This is a genomic window from Oerskovia enterophila, from assembly GCF_001692445.1.
Classification (GTDB): Bacteria; Actinomycetota; Actinomycetes; order Actinomycetales; family Cellulomonadaceae; genus Oerskovia; species Oerskovia enterophila.
In genome coordinates, this window is sequence record NZ_MAQA01000023.1 from 39,861 (window position 1) to 61,128 (window position 21,268).

At 73.5% G+C, this 21,268-nt stretch carries 16 protein-coding genes; 7 read left to right on the top strand and 9 right to left on the bottom strand.

The window, feature by feature from the left end; translation table 11 throughout:
• Positions 1-144: 144 nt before the first annotated feature.
• Positions 145-2,706 (top strand): aminopeptidase N, encoded by a 2,562-nt coding sequence (gene pepN, locus OERS_RS10805; RefSeq protein WP_068625762.1) that lies wholly within the window; start codon positions 145-147, stop codon positions 2,704-2,706.
• Between the two features lie 160 nt (positions 2,707-2,866).
• Here the strand turns inward: pepN and malQ are convergent, their stop codons facing one another.
• Complete coding sequence (gene malQ / locus OERS_RS10810; RefSeq protein WP_056762652.1) at positions 2,867-5,047, bottom strand: 4-alpha-glucanotransferase; 2,181 nt, start codon at positions 5,045-5,047, stop codon at positions 2,867-2,869.
• A 216-nt stretch (positions 5,048-5,263) separates the two neighbouring features.
• On the opposite strand from malQ, the gene OERS_RS10815 reads away from it, so the two are divergent.
• Positions 5,264-6,367 carry a mechanosensitive ion channel family protein gene (locus OERS_RS10815; RefSeq protein ID WP_068625763.1) on the top strand — a complete coding sequence of 368 codons (1,104 nt, stop codon included), beginning with the start codon at positions 5,264-5,266 and terminating at the stop codon, positions 6,365-6,367.
• A 28-nt stretch (positions 6,368-6,395) separates the two neighbouring features.
• Here OERS_RS10815 and OERS_RS10820 read toward each other — a convergent pair whose 3' ends face one another.
• Together OERS_RS10820 and OERS_RS10825 are read right to left on the bottom strand one after the other, a co-directional pair.
• Positions 6,396-6,917, bottom strand: coding sequence for a PTS sugar transporter subunit IIA (locus OERS_RS10820; RefSeq protein WP_083201379.1), 522 nt, complete (start codon positions 6,915-6,917; stop codon positions 6,396-6,398).
• Positions 6,918-6,926: 9 nt separating this feature from the next.
• A complete protein-coding gene (locus OERS_RS10825) occupies positions 6,927-7,157 on the bottom strand; it encodes a glucose PTS transporter subunit EIIB (RefSeq protein ID WP_056648565.1) in 231 nt (76 codons plus the stop codon).
• A gap of 266 nt (positions 7,158-7,423) precedes the next feature.
• Here OERS_RS10825 and ptsP point away from each other — a divergent pair, with 266 nt between their 5' ends.
• The 5 genes from ptsP (at position 7,424) to OERS_RS10850 (ending at position 13,357) form a co-directional block, all read left to right on the top strand.
• Positions 7,424-9,115: a phosphoenolpyruvate--protein phosphotransferase gene (ptsP, locus tag OERS_RS10830; RefSeq protein ID WP_068625776.1), complete on the top strand. Its 1,692-nt coding sequence runs from the start codon at positions 7,424-7,426 to the stop codon at positions 9,113-9,115.
• A 144-nt stretch (positions 9,116-9,259) separates the two neighbouring features.
• Positions 9,260-9,658: a globin gene (locus OERS_RS10835; protein WP_056648978.1), complete on the top strand. Its 399-nt coding sequence runs from the start codon at positions 9,260-9,262 to the stop codon at positions 9,656-9,658.
• A 61-nt stretch (positions 9,659-9,719) separates the two neighbouring features.
• On the top strand, positions 9,720-10,628 hold the full coding sequence (locus OERS_RS10840) for an acyl-CoA thioesterase (protein ID WP_056648976.1): 909 nt from the start codon (positions 9,720-9,722) through the stop codon (positions 10,626-10,628).
• A gap of 36 nt (positions 10,629-10,664) precedes the next feature.
• Positions 10,665-11,663, top strand: coding sequence for a DNA topoisomerase IB (locus OERS_RS10845; protein ID WP_068625764.1), 999 nt, complete (start codon positions 10,665-10,667; stop codon positions 11,661-11,663).
• A 47-nt stretch (positions 11,664-11,710) separates the two neighbouring features.
• Positions 11,711-13,357 carry an SDR family oxidoreductase gene (locus OERS_RS10850; protein ID WP_068625777.1) on the top strand — a complete coding sequence of 549 codons (1,647 nt, stop codon included), beginning with the start codon at positions 11,711-11,713 and terminating at the stop codon, positions 13,355-13,357.
• Here OERS_RS10850 and OERS_RS10855 read toward each other — a convergent pair.
• The 6 genes from OERS_RS10855 to OERS_RS10880 form a co-directional block, all read right to left on the bottom strand.
• Complete coding sequence (locus tag OERS_RS10855) at positions 13,341-14,162, bottom strand: hypothetical protein (RefSeq protein WP_068625765.1); 822 nt, start codon at positions 14,160-14,162, stop codon at positions 13,341-13,343. The two genes, OERS_RS10850 and OERS_RS10855, sit on opposite strands and share 17 nt — an antisense overlap.
• A gap of 70 nt (positions 14,163-14,232) precedes the next feature.
• Entirely contained in the window at positions 14,233-14,739 is a 507-nt protein-coding gene (locus OERS_RS10860; RefSeq protein WP_068625766.1) for an acyl-CoA thioesterase, read from the bottom strand.
• A gap of 91 nt (positions 14,740-14,830) precedes the next feature.
• Positions 14,831-16,417: a GTPase family protein gene (locus tag OERS_RS10865; RefSeq protein ID WP_068625767.1), complete on the bottom strand. Its 1,587-nt coding sequence runs from the start codon at positions 16,415-16,417 to the stop codon at positions 14,831-14,833.
• On the bottom strand, positions 16,417-18,579 hold the full coding sequence (locus OERS_RS10870) for a dynamin family protein (RefSeq protein ID WP_068625768.1): 2,163 nt from the start codon (positions 18,577-18,579) through the stop codon (positions 16,417-16,419). Before OERS_RS10870 ends, OERS_RS10865 begins: the two co-directional genes overlap by 1 nt.
• A 238-nt stretch (positions 18,580-18,817) precedes the next feature.
• The gene (gene ettA, locus OERS_RS10875; RefSeq protein WP_056648551.1) at positions 18,818-20,500 is read right to left on the bottom strand and encodes an energy-dependent translational throttle protein EttA; all 1,683 of its coding nucleotides are present in this window, start codon (positions 20,498-20,500) and stop codon (positions 18,818-18,820) included.
• A 111-nt stretch (positions 20,501-20,611) separates the two neighbouring features.
• Positions 20,612-21,256 (bottom strand): single-stranded DNA-binding protein, encoded by a 645-nt coding sequence (locus OERS_RS10880; protein WP_068625769.1) that lies wholly within the window; start codon positions 21,254-21,256, stop codon positions 20,612-20,614.
• Positions 21,257-21,268: the final 12 nt, after the last annotated feature.

Here is a 21,268-nt window from a genome sequence, read left to right on the forward strand (position 1 = left end):
CTGCTCCCCGAGCACTCAACGTCGCCCGTGCCCCGGTCATTCCTGCAGGCCAGGCATGCTGCGCAAAGTCCGCGACCGGCCGGTCGCCGCGTGGGAGAATCGTCGTGGCCTACCGGCCAGCCCGATCCGTACTGAGGAGATGTTGTGCCCGGAGAGAACCTCACCCGCGCCGAAGCCGCCGAGCGCGCTGGTGTCGTCACCGTCCGTTCCTACGAGGTCGCGCTCGACCTCACGACCGGACCCACGACGTTCGGCTCGACCACGGTGGTGCGGTTCGCCGCGACCCCCGGGGCGAGCACCTTCATCGACCTGATCGCACCGACGGTCCACGAGATCACCCTCAACGGTGAGGCTCTCGACGTCGCGCAGGTCTTCGCGGACTCCCGCATCCAGCTGTCGGGCCTTGCCGCCGAGAACGAGCTCCGCGTCGTCGCGGACGCCGCGTACACCAACTCGGGCGAGGGCCTGCACCGCTTCGTCGACCCGGTCGACGGCGAGGTCTACCTGTACAGCCAGTTCGAGGTCCCCGACTCGCGCCGCGTGTTCGCCGCGTTCGAGCAGCCCGACCTCAAGGCCACGTTCCAGTTCACGGTCACCGCGCCGTCCGCCTGGCAGGTCGTGTCGAACTCCCCCACGCCGGCGCCCGTCCCCGCGACCCACGCGACCGACTCCACGGTCGAGGCCTCGACCTGGGCGTTCGAGCCCACGCAGGTCATCTCGACCTACATCACCGCGATCGTGGCGGGCCCCTACGTGGTCGAGCGTTCCGAGCTCACGTCGTCGGACGGACGCGTGATCCCGCTCGGCGTGTTCGCACGCAAGTCCCTCGCGCCGCACCTGGACGCCGACTACATCTTCGAGAAGACCCGCCAGGGCTTCGCGTTCTTCGAGGAGAAGTTCGACTACCCGTACCCGTTCGCCAAGTACGACCAGCTCTTCGTGCCCGAGTTCAACGCCGGGGCCATGGAGAACGCGGGCGCCGTGACGTTCACCGAGACGTACGTCTTCCGCTCCAAGGTGACCGACGCGATCAAGGAACGCCGCGTCGTGACGATCCTGCACGAGCTCGCGCACATGTGGTTCGGCGACCTGGTCACCATGAAGTGGTGGAACGACCTGTGGCTCAACGAGTCCTTCGCCGAGTGGGCCTCGACGCTCGCGACCGCCGAGGCCACCGAGTGGCACGAGGCCTGGACGACGTTCGCGGCCATGGAGAAGTCCTGGGCGTACCGCCAGGACCAGCTGCCCTCGACGCACCCGATCGTCGCGACGATCAACGACCTCGAGGACGTGCAGGTCAACTTCGACGGCATCACCTACGCCAAGGGCGGCTCGGTCCTCAAGCAGCTCGTCGCCTGGGTCGGCATCGACGCGTTCATGGCCGGCGTGGCCCAGTACTTCACGAAGCACGAGTACAAGAACACCGAGCTGAGCGACCTGCTCACCGAGCTCGAGGCCACGAGCGGGCGCGAGCTCGGCTCGTGGTCGCGGCTGTGGCTCGAGACCGCGGGTGTCAACACCCTGCGCCCTGAGATCGAGCTCGACGCGCACCACCGCATCGTGTCGTTCTCGGTGCTCCAGGAGGCCCCGGCCGACTACCCGACGATCCGCCCGCACCGCCTCGCGATCGGCTTCTACAACGTGGTCGGCGGCAACCTGGTGCGCGAGCACCGCGTCGAGATCGACGTCGACGGCGTCCGCACCGAGGTCCCCGAGCTCGCAGGGCTCGACCGTCCGCAGCTCGTGCTGCTCAACGACGACGACCTGGCGTACGCCAAGATCCGTCTCGACGAGTCCTCGCTCGAGGTCGCGATCGAGCACCTCGCGGACATCACGGACCCGCTCGCCCGCTCGCTCGTGTGGGGCTCGGTCTGGGACGCGACGCGCGACGGCGAGACCCCGGCAGGCGAGTACGTGCGCCTGGTCCTCGGCAACATCGCCCGCGAGACCGAGTCCACGACGATCCGCACCACGCTCAACCAGCTCGCGCTCGCGGCGAAGTCCTACGTGACGCCGGGCAAGCAGGCCGCGACGCTCGCGGTCGTCGGCGACGAGCTGTGGCGCCTGGCCCAGTCGGCCCAGGCCGGCACCGACGCGCAGTTCCAGTTCGTGAAGTTCTTCGCGCACCTGGCCTCGACGCCGGCCCACGCCGACGCGCTGCGCGGGCTGCTCGACGGGGCGGTGACGCTCGAGGGCCTCGAGATCGACACCGACCTGCGCTGGGAGATCCTCGAGGGCCTCGTCCTCCTGGGCCGTGCGGACCAGGCCGAGGTCGACGCCGCGCTCGCCCAGGACCACACGGCCACGGGCCAGCAGTCGGCAGCACGTGCGACCGCGACGGCCCCGACGACCGACGCCAAGCTCGCCGCGTTCGCCTCGCTCGTGGACTCGGACGAGGCGCCCAACGCGATCGTGCGCGCCACGACGCAGGGGTTCCAGCACGTCAACGACCCGGCCGTGCTGGCCCCGCTCGTCGAGAAGTACTTCGCCTCGCTCACCACGCTGTGGGCCGAGCGGAGCTACCACATCGCCGAGACGCTCGTCGTGGGGCTCTACCCCGCGCCGCTCGCGAACGCCGAGCTGCGCGACGCGACCCAGGCCTGGCTCGACTCCCACACCGACGCGGCCCCAGCGCTGCGCCGTCTGGTCGTCGAGAACCTCGCAGGCGTCGAGCGGGCGCTCGCAGCGCAGGCTGCGGACGTCTGAGGCTGACGCACCGCTGACGACAGGACGCAGGGGTGGAGGGGAAGGTCCCTCCACCCCTGCGTCCGTCGTTTCCGGCGCCTGCACGAGGTAGCGGGATCACGTCGACGTAGAGGGCCGGAACCCTCTGTCTCGACGGCAGGCCTCTACCCCGGCGACAGGATCAGGACAGCGCCTCGCGCATGACCTTCGCGAGCGAGAGCAGCCGGGCGTTGTCGAACAGGTCCTCGAGCAGCACCACGTTGCCGGACGGGTCGCCCAGCGGCACCTTCCAGTTGGGGTACTCCTGGTCCGTGCCGGGCTGGTTCTGCGTGCGTCGCTCCCCCACGGCGTCCGCGAGCGAGACCCCGAGGAGTACCGCGGGCGACTGGGTGACCAGCACGTGCAGGGCCTCGACGAGCTCCCGTTCCGACGGGTCCTCGCCCACGAGCCCGCGCTCGACGAGCAGGCCGACCATCGTGTCGCGCTCCTCGCGCGCCTCACGGCGGACCACGTACGCGGGCTCGGTCAGCAGGCCGAGCCGTTCGCGCAGGTCCACGTGCTCGCCCGCGAGGTATCCGGCGGTCGGCGGCAGGTCGTGGGTCGTGATCGTGGCGAGCGCGAGCCGACGGTACGCCTCGGGAGGCAGCGGTCGCCCGCCCTCCCCCTTCTCGAACCACAGCACCGACGTGCCGAGGATGCCGCGCTCGGTCAGGTAGTCACGGACCCAGGGCTCGAACACCCCGAGATCCTCGCCGATCACGACCGCCCCGGCGCGCTGCGCCTCGAGGCACAGGATCCCGATCAGCGCCTCGTGGTCGTAGCGGACGTAGGCTCCCGCGTCGGCGCGCGCCGCTCCCGGGATCCACCAGAGCCGGAACAGCCCGATGATGTGGTCGACCCGGATAGCGCCCGCGTGCCGCAGCACGGTGCGCAGCAGGTCGCGGTACGGCGCGTAGCCGGCCTTGGCGAGCGCCTGCGGGTGCCACGGCGGCTGCGACCAGTTCTGGCCCTGCTGGTTGTACATGTCGGGCGGCGCGCCGACCGTCACGCCCCCGGCGAGCACGCCGCGGTGCGCCCACGCGTCCGCGCCGTGCGGGTGCACGCCCACCGCGAGGTCGTGCATGACGCCGATCGACATGCCGGCCTCGCGGGCCGTGCGCTGCGCGACCTCGAGCTGCTCGTCCGCGACCCACTGGAGCCAGCAGTAGAAGTCGACCTGGTCGTCGAGCTGCTCGCGCAGCGCCGCCACCCCGGGAGAGGACGGGTCGAGCGCGTACGGCGGCCAGTCCTGGTCACCGAAGTGGTCGGCGAGCGCGCACCACGTCGCGAAGTCCTCGAGCCCCTTGCCCTGCTCGGTGCGGAAGGCGTCGAGCGCCGCCTGCCGGGCCGTCGAGCGCGGCGCGGCGAACACGACCTCGAGCGCAGCCTTCTTGGCCTCCCACGCGGCGTCGCGGTCGATCGGCCCGGGGTCGGAGCTGAGGTCGCGGACGGGGTCGAAGGCCCACTCGACGAGCGACCTGTCGGCCGCCGTGAGGTAGCCCGTCTCGCGCACGTCCTCGACACGGATGTACAGCGGGTTGACGAAGCGCCTGCTCGTCGGCAGGTAGGGCGAGGGCGTCATGGGGGTTCGTGGCTCGGCCGCGGCCAGGGGGTTCACGAGCACGAAGTCCGCACCGGCCCGGTGCGCGCCGAGCCATGCGAGGTCGGCGAGGTCCGCCAGGTCCCCGACGCCCCACGAGGCGCGCGAGCGCACCGAGTAGAGCTGCGTCATGAGGCCCCAGGCGCGGCCTCCCGAGCGCAGGGGATCAGGGAGCTCCAGGCGCTGCGGCGTCACGACGAGCGTCGCGCGGGACTGCGTGCCGTCGCTCGTCGCGTGGATCTCGTGCCACCCCAGGGGCAGGTCCTCGGGGACGGCGAAGGTCGCCCGGCCCACGGCGCGCCCGTCGACCGTGCGGGGCTCGACGTAGTCGTCGACCTGCGGCAGGTCGCGCCGTTCGCGCACTGCGGGGGCCGTCGACCGGTAGCCCGGCGCCTCGGGAGGCTCGAGCTCGACCCACACCTCGACCTGCGCACCGTCCGTGACGTGCACGGGGAAGCGCGCGCCGACGCCCTGCCGGACGACGACCGTGGGCGGCAGCATCTGGCGCCACGTGTCGTCCTCGGAGTGCTCGAGGCTCACGGCGACCTTCTCGGGGGACGAGGCGGGCACCCCGAGCGCCTCGAGCACCGCGACGAGCGTCTGTGCGCTCACGGGGCGACGTTCCCCGTCGAACCCCCAGAAGTCGGGCGCCACTCCGTGGACCGCGGCCAGCTGGACCAGCGGTTCGGGCACGTCGGCCGTGACATGTTGGAGAGCGCTCACGAGGCGATCCTGCCAGAGCACGACCCGCTCGGCAGACCTTCGGCCCGGCGCGGCGTCGCGCCGGCCGCCGGACCAGCCGCCGGACCACGCCCGTCTCGCCCGTCGCAGGTCCCTCACGGCGTCTGCGCAGACCCCGCCCATGCTCTCCTGGTGAGGCTCGTCACGCGGGGTGCGCGACGCCGTCGGGCGCCCTGCGAGGACCGGTAGCCTGCCGGGATGGCATCACCGACCCCGACCCCCCTCGACGACGTCACTGACAAGTTCCAAGAGCAGGCCAACGTCTGGCTCGAGTGGTTCCTCGGTGCTCCCCTCCGGATCATCCTCATCATCGCGATCGGCTCGATCGCGCTCGCCGTGGTCCGGCGCATCATCGGCAACGTCACCGAGCACATCGCGGACGGCACCCCGATCACCGAGCGGCGCGGCATGAAGGGCCTCAAGGGCCTCTCCGAGTCGCCCATGGGCACCATCCTGGTGCGCGCCAACCCGCTCGCGAGCGCCCGCCGCGCTCAGCGGGCCCGGACGATCGGGTCGGTCCTGCGCTCGACCGCCAACATCCTGGTCGGGACGACCATCGTGCTCATGGTCCTCACCGAGCTCGGCATGAACATCGCGCCGTTCCTCGCCTCGGCGGGGATCGTAGGCGTCGCGCTCGGGTTCGGCGCCCAGAGCCTCGTCAAGGACTTCCTGTCCGGCACGTTCATGCTGCTCGAGGACCAGTACGGCGTGGGCGACTCGGTCGACTTCGGGGTCGTGTCCGGGACGGTCGAGGAGGTCGCGCTGCGCGTGACCAAGGTCCGCGACGGCGACGGCACCCTCTGGTACATCCGCAACGGTGAGATCCTGCGCACGGGCAACAAGTCGCAGGAGTGGGGCCGCGCCTCGGCCGAGGTCCACGTCGCCTACTTCGCGGACCTCGACGAGGTCCAGCGGTGCCTGCGCGAGGCGGGCGCGGAGGTCGCCGCCGACCCCGTCCTGGGGACCTATCTCCTGGAGGAGCCGACCGTGTCCGGCATCGAGTCCATGAGCCCCGAGGAGCTCGTGCTCAAGGTCAGCGTCAAGACGCAGGCCTCGATGCAGGGCGAGATCTCCCGGGCGCTGCGCAAGGCGGTCCGCGAGCGCCTCGCCGCGGCGCACGTCCCGATGGCCGGGGCCGAGGAGCCCTCGACGACCGAGGCGGCCCCCGCGGACCACCTGATCGTCCCGGTCCACGGGACGCCGCCCGCCCAGGTGTCGGCTCCCGCGACCACGCCCCACGACGCGGCGCGTGCGGACGCCCCGCGCGAGGCGAACCAGGGCTCGCCGATGGCCGAGCGGTAGCCGGAAGCCGGTTGCTGGGCAGCGAGCCTCAGGACCAGGTCAGGACGGGCTCGCCCGCCGCGACCTTCGTCCCGGGCGTGACGAGCAGCGTGAGCAGCCCGGGGTCCCCCTGGAGCGCGACCACCGGGCACACCGTGGACAGCCCGAGCGAGGCCACCCGCGCGGGCTCCCAGGTGATGAGCGTCGCGCCCGCGACGACCCGTTCGCCCGCCTCGACGTGGAGCCGGAAGCCCTCGCCGCCGAGCCGGACGGTGTCGATGCCGAGATGCACGAGGACCGTGCGTCCGTCACCGGTCTCGAGCGCGAACGCGTGCGGGAACAGGGACCCGACGACCCCCTCGACCGGCGACACGACCGCCGAGACCCCGGTCTCGTCCGCGCGGGGTTCGATCGCCAGCCCGGGGCCCACGAACTCCTGGGAGAAGACCGGGTCAGGGACGTCCGCCAGCGCGACGACCGTCCCGGACAGCGGCGCGGCGACCACGAGGCCCGGCCCGTCGTCCGGCGAGCCGGGCCCCGTGGGCCGTGCGTCCTGTCCGCTGCGGGGCATCTGCTCGCGTCAGCGCAGGGTGTCGAGCTCGGCGGCGAGGTTGTCGGCCTCCGGGCCGACGATCACCTGGATGATCCGCCCCGAACGCACCACACCGAACGCCCCGGTGGCCTTGAGCCGCGCCTCGTCCACGAGCGTCGGGTTGGTCACCTCGACACGCAGCCGGGTGATGCAGGGTTCGAGGTCGACGACGTTCTGCTGTCCGCCGAGCGCCTCGAGGATCTGCTGTGCCTTGCTCATGTACGAACTCCTGACTCCTGTGCTGCGGGCGCCGTTGCCTGTGCGAAGGACTGCGAACAGGCCTCTTTCCTCCACCCTAGTCTCAGTCCGTGCCCGGGGGGCGTGAGGCGTGCGGGCGATTTCTCGGCGTCCTCGCACGCCCGACGGCGCCGCTCGCCTCGTGCGCGGCGGTCACCGCCCGCTTGGCGGTCCGTGTGCGGCTGGGGAACACTGCGGGAGAGGACACCGGCCGACCGCCGGACCCGACCAAGACCCTGGAGGACGACGTGGCCAGCGAGGTACAGCGGACCATCACCGGTATCGGGGTGTGCCCCGGCAAGGTCGTGGGACCGGTCGTCTTCCTGCCCGAACCGCTCGCGGAGCCCTCGCCCGGGCTCCGGTTGCGCCCCACCGCGGACCTGCAGGCCGAGGCCGACCGCATCCCGGTGGCCGCCGCTCAGGTCCAGGCGGACCTCGAGCGGGCCGCGGCGAGCGCGACGGGCGACACGCGCGACGTCCTCGAGGCCACGGCTGCCATGGCGGCCGACCCGACGCTCGCGGCCGACGCCGCGCGCCGCGTCATCGACGAGCACCTGATCGCCGAACGAGCCGTCTGGGAGGCCGCCGAGTCCGTCGCCCAGCAGTTCGAGGCCCTGGGCGGATACTTCGCCGAGCGCGCGCGCGACATCGCCGACGTCCGCGACCGGATCGTCGCGGCGCTCTCGGGCAGGCCTGCCCCCGGCGTACCCGACCACCCCGAGCCGTTCGTGCTGGTCGCGCTCGACCTGGCCCCCTCGGTGACCGCGAGCCTCGACCCCGCCCGGGTCCTCGCGATCGTGACCGACGGCGCCGGACCGACCTCGCACACCGCGATCGTCGCGAACGCCATGGGTATCCCCGCGGTCGTCGCCGCGACGGGCGCGAGCGAGGCGCTCGCCGCCGGCGACACGGTCCTCGTGGACGGGTCCGCGGGCACGGTGCTCGTGCACCCCACCGACCAGCAGGTCGCCACGGCCCGGGCTCTGGCGGCGACCGTCCGCACGTTCTCGGGCGAGGGGCGCACGGCCGACGGCCACCGCGTCCAGCTCCTGGCCAACATCGGCGACCCTGCGGGAGCCGAGCCCGCCGCGGCGGCCGGAGCCGAGGGAGTGGGACTGTTCCGCTCCGAGTTCTGCTTCCTCGACCGCGAGCAGCCGCCCACGACCGAGGAGCAGGTCTCGGCGTACCGCACGGTCTTCCACGCGTTCGCCGGGCGCAAGGTCGTGATCCGCACGCTCGACTCGGGGGCCGACAAGCCGTTGCACTTCCTGTCGGTCGACGACGAGGAGAACCCCGCGCTCGGTGTGCGCGGCCTGCGCACGGCCGAGAAGTGGCCCGAGCTCCTCGAGCAGCAGCTCGAGGCCATCGCGATCGCCGCCGCGGCCGAGGAGGCCGAGGTCTGGGTCATGGCCCCCATGGTCTCGACCGTCGCCGAGACCGAGTGGTTCGTCGCGCGCTGCGCGGCGCACGGCCTCGAGACCGCGGGCGTCATGATCGAGGTCCCGAGCGCGGCCCTGCTGGCCGGCCCCATCCTCGCGCGAGCGCACTTCGCATCGATCGGCACCAACGACCTGACGCAGTACACCATGGCGGCCGACCGTCTCCTGGGGTCGCTCGCCGAGCTCTCCGACCCGTGGCAGCCCGCGGTGCTCCAGCTCGTCGCCGCCACCTGTCGCGGTGGGGACCTGCAGGGACGGCCCGTCGGCGTGTGCGGCGAGGCGGCCTCGAACCCCGTGCTCGCGGCCGTGCTCGTCGGGCTCGGGGTGTCCTCGTTGTCCATGACCGCGCGGGCGATCCCGGACGTCGCCGCGCTGCTCGGCGCGGTCACGATCGGCCGGTGCCGTGAGGTCGCCCAGCTCGCGCTCGCCGCCGAGAGCGCGGCCGAGGCGCGCGCCGTCGTGCGGGCTGCCCTGCCCCAGCTCGACGAGCTGGGGCTGTGAGGTGCACGGGAGCGGCGAGCGTCACGTCGTGACGGCACCCCCGGGCGTGACGCCGGGTGGGATGATGGCGGCGTGACCAGCGATCCTGTTCCCCACCCCGGCGCCTCGCCCGCGCCGCTCCCCGTGAGCGCCGCCGCCCCGCGGCTGCGCGAGTCGCTCGCCTCGACCGGCTCGTTCTACGACGAGATCGGCGGGCACGAGACCTTCGTGAAGCTCGTCGACGTCTTCTACGCGGGCGTCGCGGCGGACCCGGTGCTCAAGCCCATGTACCCCGAGGAGGACCTCGGCCCGGCCAAGGTCCGGCTGACGACGTTCCTCGAGCAGTACTGGGGCGGGCCCACCACGTACTCCGAGCAGCGCGGGCACCCGCGCCTGCGCATGCGCCACGCGCCGTACAAGGTGAACCCCGACGCGAGGGACCGCTGGCTCGCCCACATGCGCGCCGGCGTCGACTCCCTGGACCTCGCGCCGCTGCACGAGGCCACGCTCTGGGACTACCTGGAGCGTGCCGCCCACTCGCTGATCAACACCTTCGAGGAGTGACGTGACCGACGTGACGGCCCCCCGCGCCGACCAGTCCGAGCAACGCGACCAGACCCAGCCCCTGCGTACCAAGGTCACGGCCGACGAGCTCGCCCGTGACCCGCTGGGCAACCTGCTGCGCGCTCTCCAGCTCGAGGAGAAGCCGGCCGACGACTCGCGCTCGGACGGCGCCGACGTGCGCTTCGGCGGGCTGAGCGTCGACCAGCCCAACGCCCGGATCTACGGCGGCCAGGTGCTCGCCCAGGCGCTCATGGCCGCAGGCCTGACCGTCGAGGGCGACCGCCGTCCCCACTCGATGCACGGCTACTTCCTGCGCGCGGGCGACCTCGACGCCCCCATCGAGTTCGCGGTCGAGAAGCTGCGCGACGGCCGCTCGTTCAGCGCGCGCCGCACCCACGCGGTGCAGCACGGCAAGCCGATCCTGTCGATGATCGCCTCGTTCCAGGAGGAGCAGGACGGCGTCGAGCACACCTCGCCCATGCCTGAGGCCCCGGACCCCGAGACGCTCCCGTCGGCGTTCGACGAGCTCGGCAAGATCCCGCACCCCGCGGCACGTTCGCGCTCGCACGAGGCCGCGTTCGACCTGCGGCACGTGGGCGGCTCGCTCTACCTGGGGCCCGGCGCCGAGCGCACCGACCAGCAGATGGTGTGGATGAAGGCGCGCGGCCCCGTCGAGGGCGACCAGCTCCTGCACCGCGCCCTCATGGCGTACGCGTGCGACCAGATCATGCTCGAGCCCGTGCTGCGCAAGACGGGGTCGAGCTGGGTCACGCCCGGGGCGTCGATCGCGAGCCTCGACCATGCGATGTGGTGGCACCGTGACGCACGCGTCGACGAGTGGCTGCTCTACGTCCAGTCCTCGCCCAGCGCGCAGGGCGGGCGCGGCCTCGGCGCCGCCCGGGTCTTCACGCGCGACGGGACGCTCGTGGCGAGCATCGCGCAGGAGGGCATGCTGCGGCTGCCGGTCTGACGGGCGAGCCGCCGGGACGCGGTGCAGGATGACCGGATGGTCCGCCTGCGCCGTGTCTCGGTCTCCTCGCCCGGGTACGGCCGACGCCGCCACGGGAAGGGCTTCTCGTACCTCGACGTCGACGGCTCCCGGCTGACCGACCGGGACGAGGTCGCGCGCTGCACGCGCCTGGTCGTCCCGCCCGCGTGGACCGACGTCTGGATCTGCCGCTACGCGAACGGGCACGTCCAGGCGTTCGGGTACGACGACGCGGGGCGTGGCCAGTACCTGTACCACGACCAGTGGCGCGAGCGCAGGGCCCGCCGCAAGTTCGACCACGTCCTCGCGGTCGGTGCCCGGCTTCCCGCCGCACGCCGGCGCGTCGCCAAGGACCTCGCGCTCGACGGGATACCGCGGGACAAGGTCCTCGCGCTCGCGTTCCGGCTCCTGGACCTCGCGTACTTCCGGGCCGGCAGCGAGGCGTACGCGAAGCAGAACGGCAGCTACGGGCTCGCGACGCTGCTCACCGAGCACGTGCGCGTGCGGCGCGACGGCTCGGTCCACTTCCGCTATCCCGCGAAGTCGGGCCAGGTGCGCGACGTCGTCGTCGAGGACGAGCGCGTCCGCGAGGTCGTCACGACGCTCGTGCGGCGCCGCGGGGCCGCCGAGCTGCTCGCCTGGCGCGAGGAGACGCCCGACGGCGTGGTCTGGCACGACGTCACGAGCACCGACGTGACCGGGTACCTCAAGGACCGCCTGGGCGAGGACGCGACCGCGAAGGACTTCCGGACCTGGCACGCGAGCGTCCTCGCGGCCCGCGCCCTGGCAGAGGCAGGCGACCCACCCCGCTCGGCCCGCGCTCGACGGGCCGTGGTCGCGAGCGTGGTCCGGGACGTCGCCGACGAGCTCGGCAACACCCCGGCCGTCGCACGGTCGTCGTACGTCGACCCGCGTCTGATCGACCTCTGGGAGGCCGGGCGGACCATCGCGCCGCTCCTGGGCAAGCGCCGGAGCCAGGCCGCGGTGGAGCGTGCGGTGCTGGACCTGCTGGGCTGACCCGCGGGTCGCGAGCGGCCGCGCCCCGGGTCACCATGGGGAGCATCATGACTCCAGCCGACGACGCCGCTCCCCCGCCGACCGCGACCGCCCCTGCCGACCTGCCGACCGAGGGCTCCGCGCCGGCCCCCCTGACCGTCGCCGTCACGGGCGTCACGGGGTACGTCGGTGGCCGCCTGGTCCCCGAGCTCCTGGATGCCGGGCACCACGTCCGGGCGCTCGCCCGGCGGCCCGAGCGGCTGTCCGGACGCGACTGGGCGCAGCACGTCGACCTCGTGCAGGCCGACGCGTCGGACCTCGACCAGATCCGCGACGCGCTCCGAGGGGCCGACGTCGCGTACTACCTCATCCACTCCCTCGGCACGGGCAGCTCGTTCGCGGCCCGCGACCGGCGCACCGCGCTGACCTTCGCGCAGGCCGCCCGTGAGGCGGGCGTGGGCCGGATCGTCTACCTGGGCGGCCTGTTCCCCGACGTCGACGACGCCGAGCTGTCCCCGCACCTGGCCTCGCGCAAGGAGGTCGGGGAGATCCTCCTCGCCTCCGGGGTCCCGACGACGGTGCTCCAGGCCGCGGTGATCCTCGGCTCGGGCTCGGCCTCGTTCGAGATGATGCGCTACCTGACCGAACGGCTGCCCGCGATGACGACGCCGCGCTGGGTCGACAACCGCATCCAGCCGATCGCGATCCGTGACGTGCTGCGCTACCTGGTCGGCAGCGCCACCATGCCCGCGGCCGTCTCGCGTGCGTTCGACATCGGCGGTCCGGACGTCCTGACCTACCGGCAGATGATGCAGGGCTACGCCCAGGTCGCCGGGCTCCCCCGTCGGCTGATCGTGAGCGTCCCGGTCCTGACCCCGCGGCTGTCGAGCCACTGGGTGGGCCTCGTGACCCCCGTCCCCGCGAGCATCGCGCGACCGCTCGTCGAGTCGCTCGTCCACGAGGTCGTGTGCGACGAGCACGACATCGCGCGGTACGTCCCGGACCCTCCCGGCGGGCTGATCGGCTTCCGGCGCGCGGTCGAGCTCGCGCTCGAGCGCATCCACGACGGCGAGGTGACCACGCGCTGGTCGTCGGCCGCGGTCGAGGGCGCGCCGAGCGACCCGCTGCCCTCGGACCCCGACTGGGCGGGCGGCTCGCTCTACGTCGACGAGCGGCGCCGCGTGGTCGACGCCCCGCCCGACGTCCTCTGGAAGGTCGTCGAGTCGATCGGGGGGCAGGGCGGCTGGTACTCGTGGTCGCTCGCGTGGCGGGTCCGCGGGCTCATGGACCGGTTGTCCGGAGGGCCGGGCCTGCGCCGAGGGCGCCGGGACGAGAACACGCTCGTGGTCGACGACGTCCTGGACTTCTGGCGCGTCGAGGCGATCGAGCCGGGGCGCCGTCTGCTGCTGCGCGCCGAGATGCGGCTCCCCGGCCTGGCATGGCTCGAGCTGCGCGTGGACGAGGCGGCCGAGGAGGTCACGGGGCCTGACGACGTCGGCCCCGCCCCCGAGGACGCGTCCGGCCCGGGCCGGACGTACTTCGCGCAGCGCGCGCTCTTCCACCCGCACGGGCTCGCGGGCCAAGCCTACTGGTGGTCCGTCAAGCCGTTCCACGGCGTGGTGTTCGGAGGCATGCAGAAGAACATCGCCGAAGCCGCGGAACGGGCAGCCGCCGCGACGCGCACGGCCGACCGGGCCGTCACTCCTCCGCGGTGAGCATCCGGTCCACGAGCGCGAACGCGGTCTCGCTCACGACCATGCCCGCGAGGGTCACGTCCGTGAGGTCCGCATAGTCCTCGATGAGCTCGCGGATGTCCTCGTCGAGCACGCCAGGCCGGTGGACCGCTCCGCGCGCCGGGACGGCCCCCGAGACGAGGTCGAACGCGAGCGAGGCGATCGCCGCGAGCAGGGGGTCGTCCGAGGCGATGAGCCGGGCGATCGCGGCCCGTCCGGCGAACGAGGTCGCCTCGCCCGTGACGGCCTGGACCGCGAGCAGAGCGACCTGCAGCGTGCGCGGCCCACCGAGGAACGCGGCGTCCAGGCCGGGCAGCAGCTCCTGCGCGGCGAGCAGGACCTCGAGCTGGAGGTCGACCTGCTCGGCGGGCTCGCCGGGCAGGTGCGCGGCCCCCATGGTCAGCAGCAGGAGCGCGACGCCGCTGCGGACCTCCTCAGCCAGCCCCTCGTCGCGCACGACCGCGGCCAGCACGCGCAGCGCGGGCAGCGACGCCTCGTAGAGGGCGCCGTCGTGGTTGACGACCTGCCACAGCAGGTCGAGCGCCTCGTCGCGCTCGGGTCCCTCGGGCCCGACGACGGCGCGCACCAGGGCAGGGAACGCGTCGGCCGGGCCGAACGCCCCCTGGAGCCCCTGCCAGTCCACGGCGCCGAGCTCCGCCTCGACCTCGGAGACGTGAGGGATCACCCGCTGGTCGGCAGGCACTGCGGGCGCGGCGATCTCGGGTTCGACGGTCTCGCGTTCGGCGGTGACGGCCTCGGCCTCGCCGACGACCTCTACGGTGTCCACGCGCGCATCATGACATCTACCGGGGACATCCGTCACCGTCGGGTTCGTCACCACCCCTCTGAGCATCTCGTCAACGCCCCCTGCGCCGGAACTCCAGAGGGTCCTCGACGAACGGCTGCCAGGCCGCGCGCTCGACGTCGGTGATGCGCCGCGGGGCCCCCGTCGACGCGTCGACGACCACGATCGTCGTCGCGGCCTTGGCATAAGGGCGGCTCCCGATCGAGGGCCCGGTGCGCCCCGAGGGCTCGGGCCACTCGGTGTGCACCTCGTAGCAGACCTCGAGGCTCGCCCCGCCCAGGTGCCCGAGCCACATCTCGACGCGCACGGGGCTGCGCGTGAAGCCCAGCGGCCGCAGGTACTCGATCTCCTGGCGGGCGACGAGCGTGTGCGAGGTCGCGTGCGGGCCCGTGTCGAGCACGGCCGTGGGCCAGCTCTCCTCGACCGTGGCCTCGGGATGACGCCAGAAGGCCGTGATGCGGGCGTCCTCGAGGAGCCGGAGCATCTCGACGTTGTTGACGTGCTGGTAGGCGTCGAGGTCGGACCAACGCAGGGCGACGGGGACGTGCAGGCGGGTCATGGAAGTCCTTTCTTCGATTCCGCAGGGCCTCGCACCACGTCGCGGCCGACGGCTCGGGACGTGGGGGCACCCGGGCCACCCTACGCCCGCCTCACCCCGCCGCGATATGGGCAGCCACGCGGCACGTGGTCAGGGCCGACAGCTCCTCGGCCACGGGCAGGCGCACCTGGCCGTCCGCGACCCGTCCGATGCTCTCCCGCAGCCTGCGCCGGGCGCGCGCGGCCCGCCGTCGGGCACCCAGCGCCCCCGCCAGGCGCGAGACGAGCGCCACGACCAGCCCGACCAGCGCCCCGCCCACGACCATGAGCGTCGGCCACGGGAAGCCGCGCCAGGTCGGCGTCTCGGGGGCAGGCAGCTGGAGGTACGCCAGGACCGCGAGCACACCGAGCCACACCAGCCCCGCCACCAGCACGCCCAGCACGACCCACTGGACGAAGCTCACCACGCCCCACCAGAGGGGGCGCCGCGTGGCCTCGAGCTCGGTGCCGGCCACGGCGAGGTCGAGCGCGTCGTCCAGACCGTCGGTGCTCGCCGTGACCCGGGCCCGCGCGGCGAGCACCCAGTCCTCGGGCGCGCCCGTCGTCATGGTGCCGACGTACTCGCGGACCGCGACGTGGGCGCGGGCAGCGAGCGTGGGCGAGGCGGGCGGGAGCGAGGTGCGCGCGAGCTCGGGCCGGTCCGTGCCGCGCGTCAGGCCGAGCCTGCGCAGCGGGTCCACGCGCAGCCGCCCGATCCAGCGCGTGGGGGGCCAGCCGGTCGCGGCCCGGGCGCGCCGGTTCGCCGACCCCCGCACGGCGTCCACGACCGTGGGCACCCCGGCCGCCGCCTCGAGCGCGTCGACGAGCCGCTCGCGCGCGGCCTTCTGCGAACGGTCGGGGACCTTGTCGCCGCACGCGTCCGCGATCCGCGCCGCGACCGTGCGCAGGTCCGCGACCATGCGTGCGACGGCCGCCTCGCGCCGCGCCGCGGCCTGGTCCAGGAGGGCGTCGAGCTCGTCGATCCCCTGGCCCGTGGTCGCCGAGACGCCCAGCACGCGGGCCGCCGCGAGCCCGTCCTCGGCCACGAGGCGACGCAGGTCCGCGAGGCACGCGGTCGCCTCCTCGGGGGTCAGCCGGTCGATCTGGTTGAGCACGACCACGACGACGTCGCCGTGCCCCGCGAGCGGGCGCAGGTAGCGCTCGTGCAGCGCCGCGTCGGCGTACTTCTGCGGGTCCACGACCCACACCAGCAGGTCGACCCGCTCGACGAGCCGCTCGGCGATCGCCCGGTGCTCGGTCTCGACCGAGTCGTGGTCGGGCAGGTCGAGCAGCACGAGGCCCCGGGTGTCCACGGTCGCACGGTCGGCGGCGTGGTGCCGGTCCCCGACCTCGAGCCAGCTCAGGAGCGGGTCCGCGCCCGGGCCCCAGACGACCGCCATGGGGCGCGACGTCGTCGGGCGCGTGATGCCCGGGCGCGCGAGCGGCGCCCGGGCGATCGCGTTGAACAGCGACGACTTGCCCGACCCGGTCGAGCCCGCGAGCGCAACGACCGTGTGCTCGGCCGACAGCGCGCTGCGCGTGGCCGTGCGCTCCAGGACCGCCCGGGCGTCGTCGAGGAGCGGGGCGGGCAGGCGCCCCTCGCCCGCGGAGACCGCGGTCTCGAGCGCGGCGACCCGGTCGGCGAGGTCGAGGCGGGCCATCAGCGCCCGTCCCCGGGTTCGTCGGTCGAGGGCTCCTCGGTCGTGTCGGCCGGGCGCGCGCCGAACAGGCGTCGCCAGAAGCCGGGGCGCTCGGTGCCCGGCGCCTCGTCCGCGGGGGCGTCGGGGGTCTGCGGGTCGCGCGCGTGCGCGCCGCGCAGGGCCCCCGCCTGCCCGACGACGGAGCCCGGGTCCTGCGCGCCGGTCACGTCCGCGGCACGGGCCTTCTGCTCGCGCCGCGCGGCCCGGCGCACCTCCTCGGCCGCGGCCCGCAGCGGGGCACCGGTCGCGTCCCCCGTGCCGAGCGCGTCGAGCTGGGACGTGAAGCGTCGGGCCTCGCCGTCGAGCACGGCCCCGACGCGGGCCGAGAGACGGTCCTGGGCCGTGCGCGTGAGCCGGCGCACGGCGTCGTCGCCGAACACGGCCTCGAGGAGCTTCTGGGCGAGCACCGCCGTGCCCCCCGCGATGCCGAGCTCGGCCCCGGTGATCCCGCCCGTCGACGCGAAGACCAGGACCATGAGCGAGACGCCCAGCCCGTTGAGCCCGAACGACAGGGCGCGGGCCGTGCCCCGCTTGGCCGCGGCCTGCTCGCTCACGAGCGCGAGGACGTCCGCCTGCCAGCCCCGGATCTCCTCGGCGACCCGCGTGCGCAGCGTGCCCGACGCGCGGGACAGGTCCAGCCCGTCGAGCAGTGCGGCCCCCGAGGGGTCGGCACGCCATGCGCGGTAGCTGCGCTCGGCGGCCTCCTCGGCAGCGTCGAGCACGACCGACTCCAGCCCGTGCGTGATGGCCTCCTCGACCTCGGGGACCTTGCGCCCCTTGCCGCGGAAGAAGCCGCTGACCGCGTCACGGACCGAGCCGACCTTCTGCTCGACGGCGCGGAAGAACTCGCCCGTCCCGACGAAGTCCTGCCAGCGAGAGAGCACCTCGCCGCGCAGCATGGTGCCGTCGCTCGTCGCGGCGAGGATCGTCCGACGCGCGTCCTCGTACGCAGCGCCGACGGCCGCGCGCAGGTGTCCGTCGGCCTCGTGCTGCGCGTCGACCGCGCCCGCGAGGTCGGTCGCGCGGCGCACCAGGTCGTCGACCACGCCGTCGCGCGTCGCGTCGATCACGGCCGAGCGCGCGCCCGCGTCACCACCGAGGGCCGTGAGCCAGCGCGAGATCTCCCCCACCGCGGTCTCGGGGAGGAGCCCGTCGACGAGCTGCGCCTCGGGCACCAGGAAGATCGGCGCGTGCCCGAGCCCGTTCTCGGAGGCCAGGCGGTGCAGGTCCGCACCCACGGCCTCGGCGCCGGGGTCGACCCGGTCGAGCACGAGGGCCACCTGGGCGCGGCGGCGGGCGGCCTCGTGGAGCAGGTCCCACGGCACGGCGTCGGCGTAGCGCGCGGCCGTCGTGACGAAGAGCCAGAGGTCCGCAGCACCGAGGAGCTGTGCCGCGAGCTCGCGGTTCTCGACCACGACCGAGTCGACGTCCGGTGCATCGAGGAGCGCGAGGCCCTGCGGCAGGACCTCGGACGCGACCAGGCGCACCGCGCGGTGCGACGACGCGCCGTCGGTGTGGTCGACCGCACCGGTCACGCGCGCGAGCCCGGGCAGGATGCGGTCGGTGCTGAACCAGCGCCCGTCCAGGGGATGGTGCACCAGCACGGGCGACCGCGTCGTGGGACGCAGCACCCCGGGCGTCGTGACCTTCTCCCCCAGGACCGAGTTCACGAGCGTGGACTTCCCCGCTCCCGTCGAGCCGCCCACGACCACGAGCAGCGGGGCGCTGCGAGCTCGCAGGCGCGGCAGCAGGTAGTCGTCGAGCTGGTCGACCGCGAGCGCGAGGGTCCGACGGTCCTCCTCGACCCCGGGCGTCGTCAGCGGCAGGCGCTGCGCGGTGAGCTCGCCGCGCAGGACGTCGAGGGCCGCGACGAGCTCGTCCGTGCCGGCCTGCGGAGCGCGCACGAGCGACCGCTCGACCACGGGGTCTGCGTCGGCGACGTGCCGACCGTGACCGCTCTCGTCGAGCGAGGTGCCGGGCGCCGGGGCGCCGAGGTCCTGACCGGTTCCGCCGGGACCCGCGCCGGTGCCGGGCGCGCCCGGCCCGTCGCCGCTCGTGCGCGCGGCACCGCCGTCGGGGTCACCGCCGACGGTCCGGCCTGCGTCGTCGCTCGGGATGGTCATGGGCCTCAGTCTGCCGGACCCGGCAGCCGAGCGACCGGTGAGCGCGCCGCGGGCGCCGGGTGACGTCGGGCCGGGGCGCGTGGGACCGGACGGGACAGGCTTGACCGGCCGGGCAGGGAGGAGCGCCGAGGGCGGCCGGTCCAGCCCCCGGGGCGGCACGGTCCACGCGAGAGGGCCCCGACGAATCCTCGTCGGGGCCCTCTCCGCCGCCGGCAGGGCGGCACGCGTCAGCGACGGGTCAGTCGCGCGTCAGCTTGCGGTACGTGACGCGGTGCGGGCGCGCGGCGTCCGCACCGAGGCGGCTGATCTTGTTCTCCTCGTACGAGGCGAAGTTGCCCTCGAACCAGTACCAGTTCGCCGGGTCCTCCTCGGTGCCCTCGTACGCGAGGATGTGCGTCGCGACGCGGTCGAGGAACCACCGGTCGTGCGAGACCACGACGGCGCAGCCGGGGAACTCGAGCAGGGCGTTCTCGAGCGAGCCGAGGGTCTCGACGTCCAGGTCGTTGGTGGGCTCGTCGAGCAGCAGGAGGTTTCCACCCTGCTTGAGGGTCAGCGCGAGGTTCAGACGGTTGCGCTCACCACCCGAGAGCACGCCGGCCGGCTTCTGCTGGTCCGGCCCCTTGAAGCCGAACGCCGCCACGTATGCCCGGGAGGGCATCTCGACGTTGCCGACCTTGATGAAGTCGAGCCCGTCCGAGACGACCTCGAACAGCGTCTTCTTGGGGTCGATCCCGCCACGCGACTGGTCGACGTAGGAGATCGACACGGTCTCGCCGACCTTGAGGTCGCCGCCGTCGAGGGGCTCGAGGCCCACGATCGTCTTGAACAGCGTCGTCTTGCCGACACCGTTCGGACCGATCACGCCGACGATGCCGTTGCGCGGCAGCGTGAAGCTGAGCCCGTCGATGAGCTTGCGCCCGTCGAAGCCCTTCTGCAGGTTCGAGGCCTCCAGGACGACCGACCCCAGGCGCGGGCCCGGCGGGATCTGGATCTCCTCGAAGTCCAGCTTCCTGGTGCGGTCCGCCTCGGCAGCCATCTCCTCGTAGCGCGCCAGACGCGCCTTCGACTTGGTCTGGCGGCCCTTCGCGTTGGAGCGGACCCACTCGAGCTCGTCCTTCAGACGCTTCGCGAGCTTCTGGTCCTTCTTGCCCTGGATCGCCAGGCGCTCCTGCTTCTTCTCCAGGTACGTGGAGTAGTTGCCCTCGTAGGGGTACAGGCGCCCGCGGTCGACCTCGCAGATCCACTCCGCGACGTGGTCGAGGAAGTAGCGGTCGTGGGTCACGGCGAGGATCGCGCCGGGGTACGACGCGAGGTGCTGCTCGAGCCACAGGACCGACTCGGCGTCCAGGTGGTTGGTGGGCTCGTCGAGGAGCAGCAGGTCGGGCTTCTCGAGGAGGAGCTTGCACAGGGCGACACGGCGACGCTCACCACCCGAGAGCACCGACACGTCGGCGTCCGGCGGCGGGCAGCGCAGCGCGTCCATGGCCTGCTCGAGCTGCGAGTCGAGGTCCCACGCGTCGGCTGCGTCGATGGCCTCCTGGAGGGTGCCCATCTCGGCGAGCAGCGCGTCGAAGTCGGCGTCCGGCTCTGCCATGAGCGCCGAGATCTCGTTGAAGCGGTCGAGCTTGCCCTTGATCTCGGCCACGCCCTCCTCGACGTTGCCGAGGACAGTCTTCTCCTCGTTCAGCGGCGGCTCCTGCAGCAGGATGCCGACCGAGTACCCGGGCGAGAGCCGGGCGTCGCCGTTCGAGGGTTGCTCCAGCCCGGCCATGATCTTCAGGATCGTGGACTTACCGGCACCGTTGGGGCCGACCACACCGATCTTGGCACCGGGAAGGAAGTTCAGGGTGACGTCGTCGAGGATGACCTTGTCACCGTGCGCCTTGCGCGCCTTGTACATGGAGTAGATGAACTCAGCCACTGGCTCTGTTCCACCGTTCGATCGCTCGCGGGATGCTGTGCGCCCGCCCCGGACCCGGGGTGCCCCAGGTGGGGCGGGCGTCTTCGACCCCTCAGCCTACGCGGTCGGGGTTCAGCGCGTCGCCAGGAGCTCGTGGGTCACGGCTTCCTGGTCGACGGCTCCGTCCTCGTCGTCCGCGTGACCGTCGTCCGCGGCGAGCAGCCCGAGCGCGTCGTCGACCAGGCCGTGCTCGGCGTCGTCGTCCTCCGGGACGGGCTCCCCCAGCGCCCCCAGGTCCCACTCCGTGTCGCCGCCCGCGACGGCGAGGAGGCCCAAGGTGTTCTCGCTGCCGGCCCCCGGCTCGGGGGCGGCGGCCGCCTGGCCGTGCGCGGCGCCGTCGGGCGTGGTGGGGCGGTGGACCGTGGGCGAGAAGCGCGCCTGTCCCCGCGTGAGGTCCGGGCCCAGGGCGCTCGCCTCGATCACGAGGTTGGTGCGAGGCCCCTCGGGGCTGGTCCACTCGTCGACAGCGAGACGCCCCGTGACGACGACCGCGTCACCCTTGCGCAGCGAGGCCACGACGTTCTGGGCCATGCCCCTCCACGCCTTGACGGTGAACCAGATGGTCCGTCCGTCGACCCACTCGCCGCGCGTGCGGTCGAGGTAGCGCGTGGTGCTCGCGATGCGGAAGCTCGTGAAGTCGTTGCCGGTCGGGGACGCGAACAGCCTGGGGCTCGTGCCCATGAAGCCTGCCAGCGTGACCGTGACGTCGTTGCCCATCGTTCCTCCTGG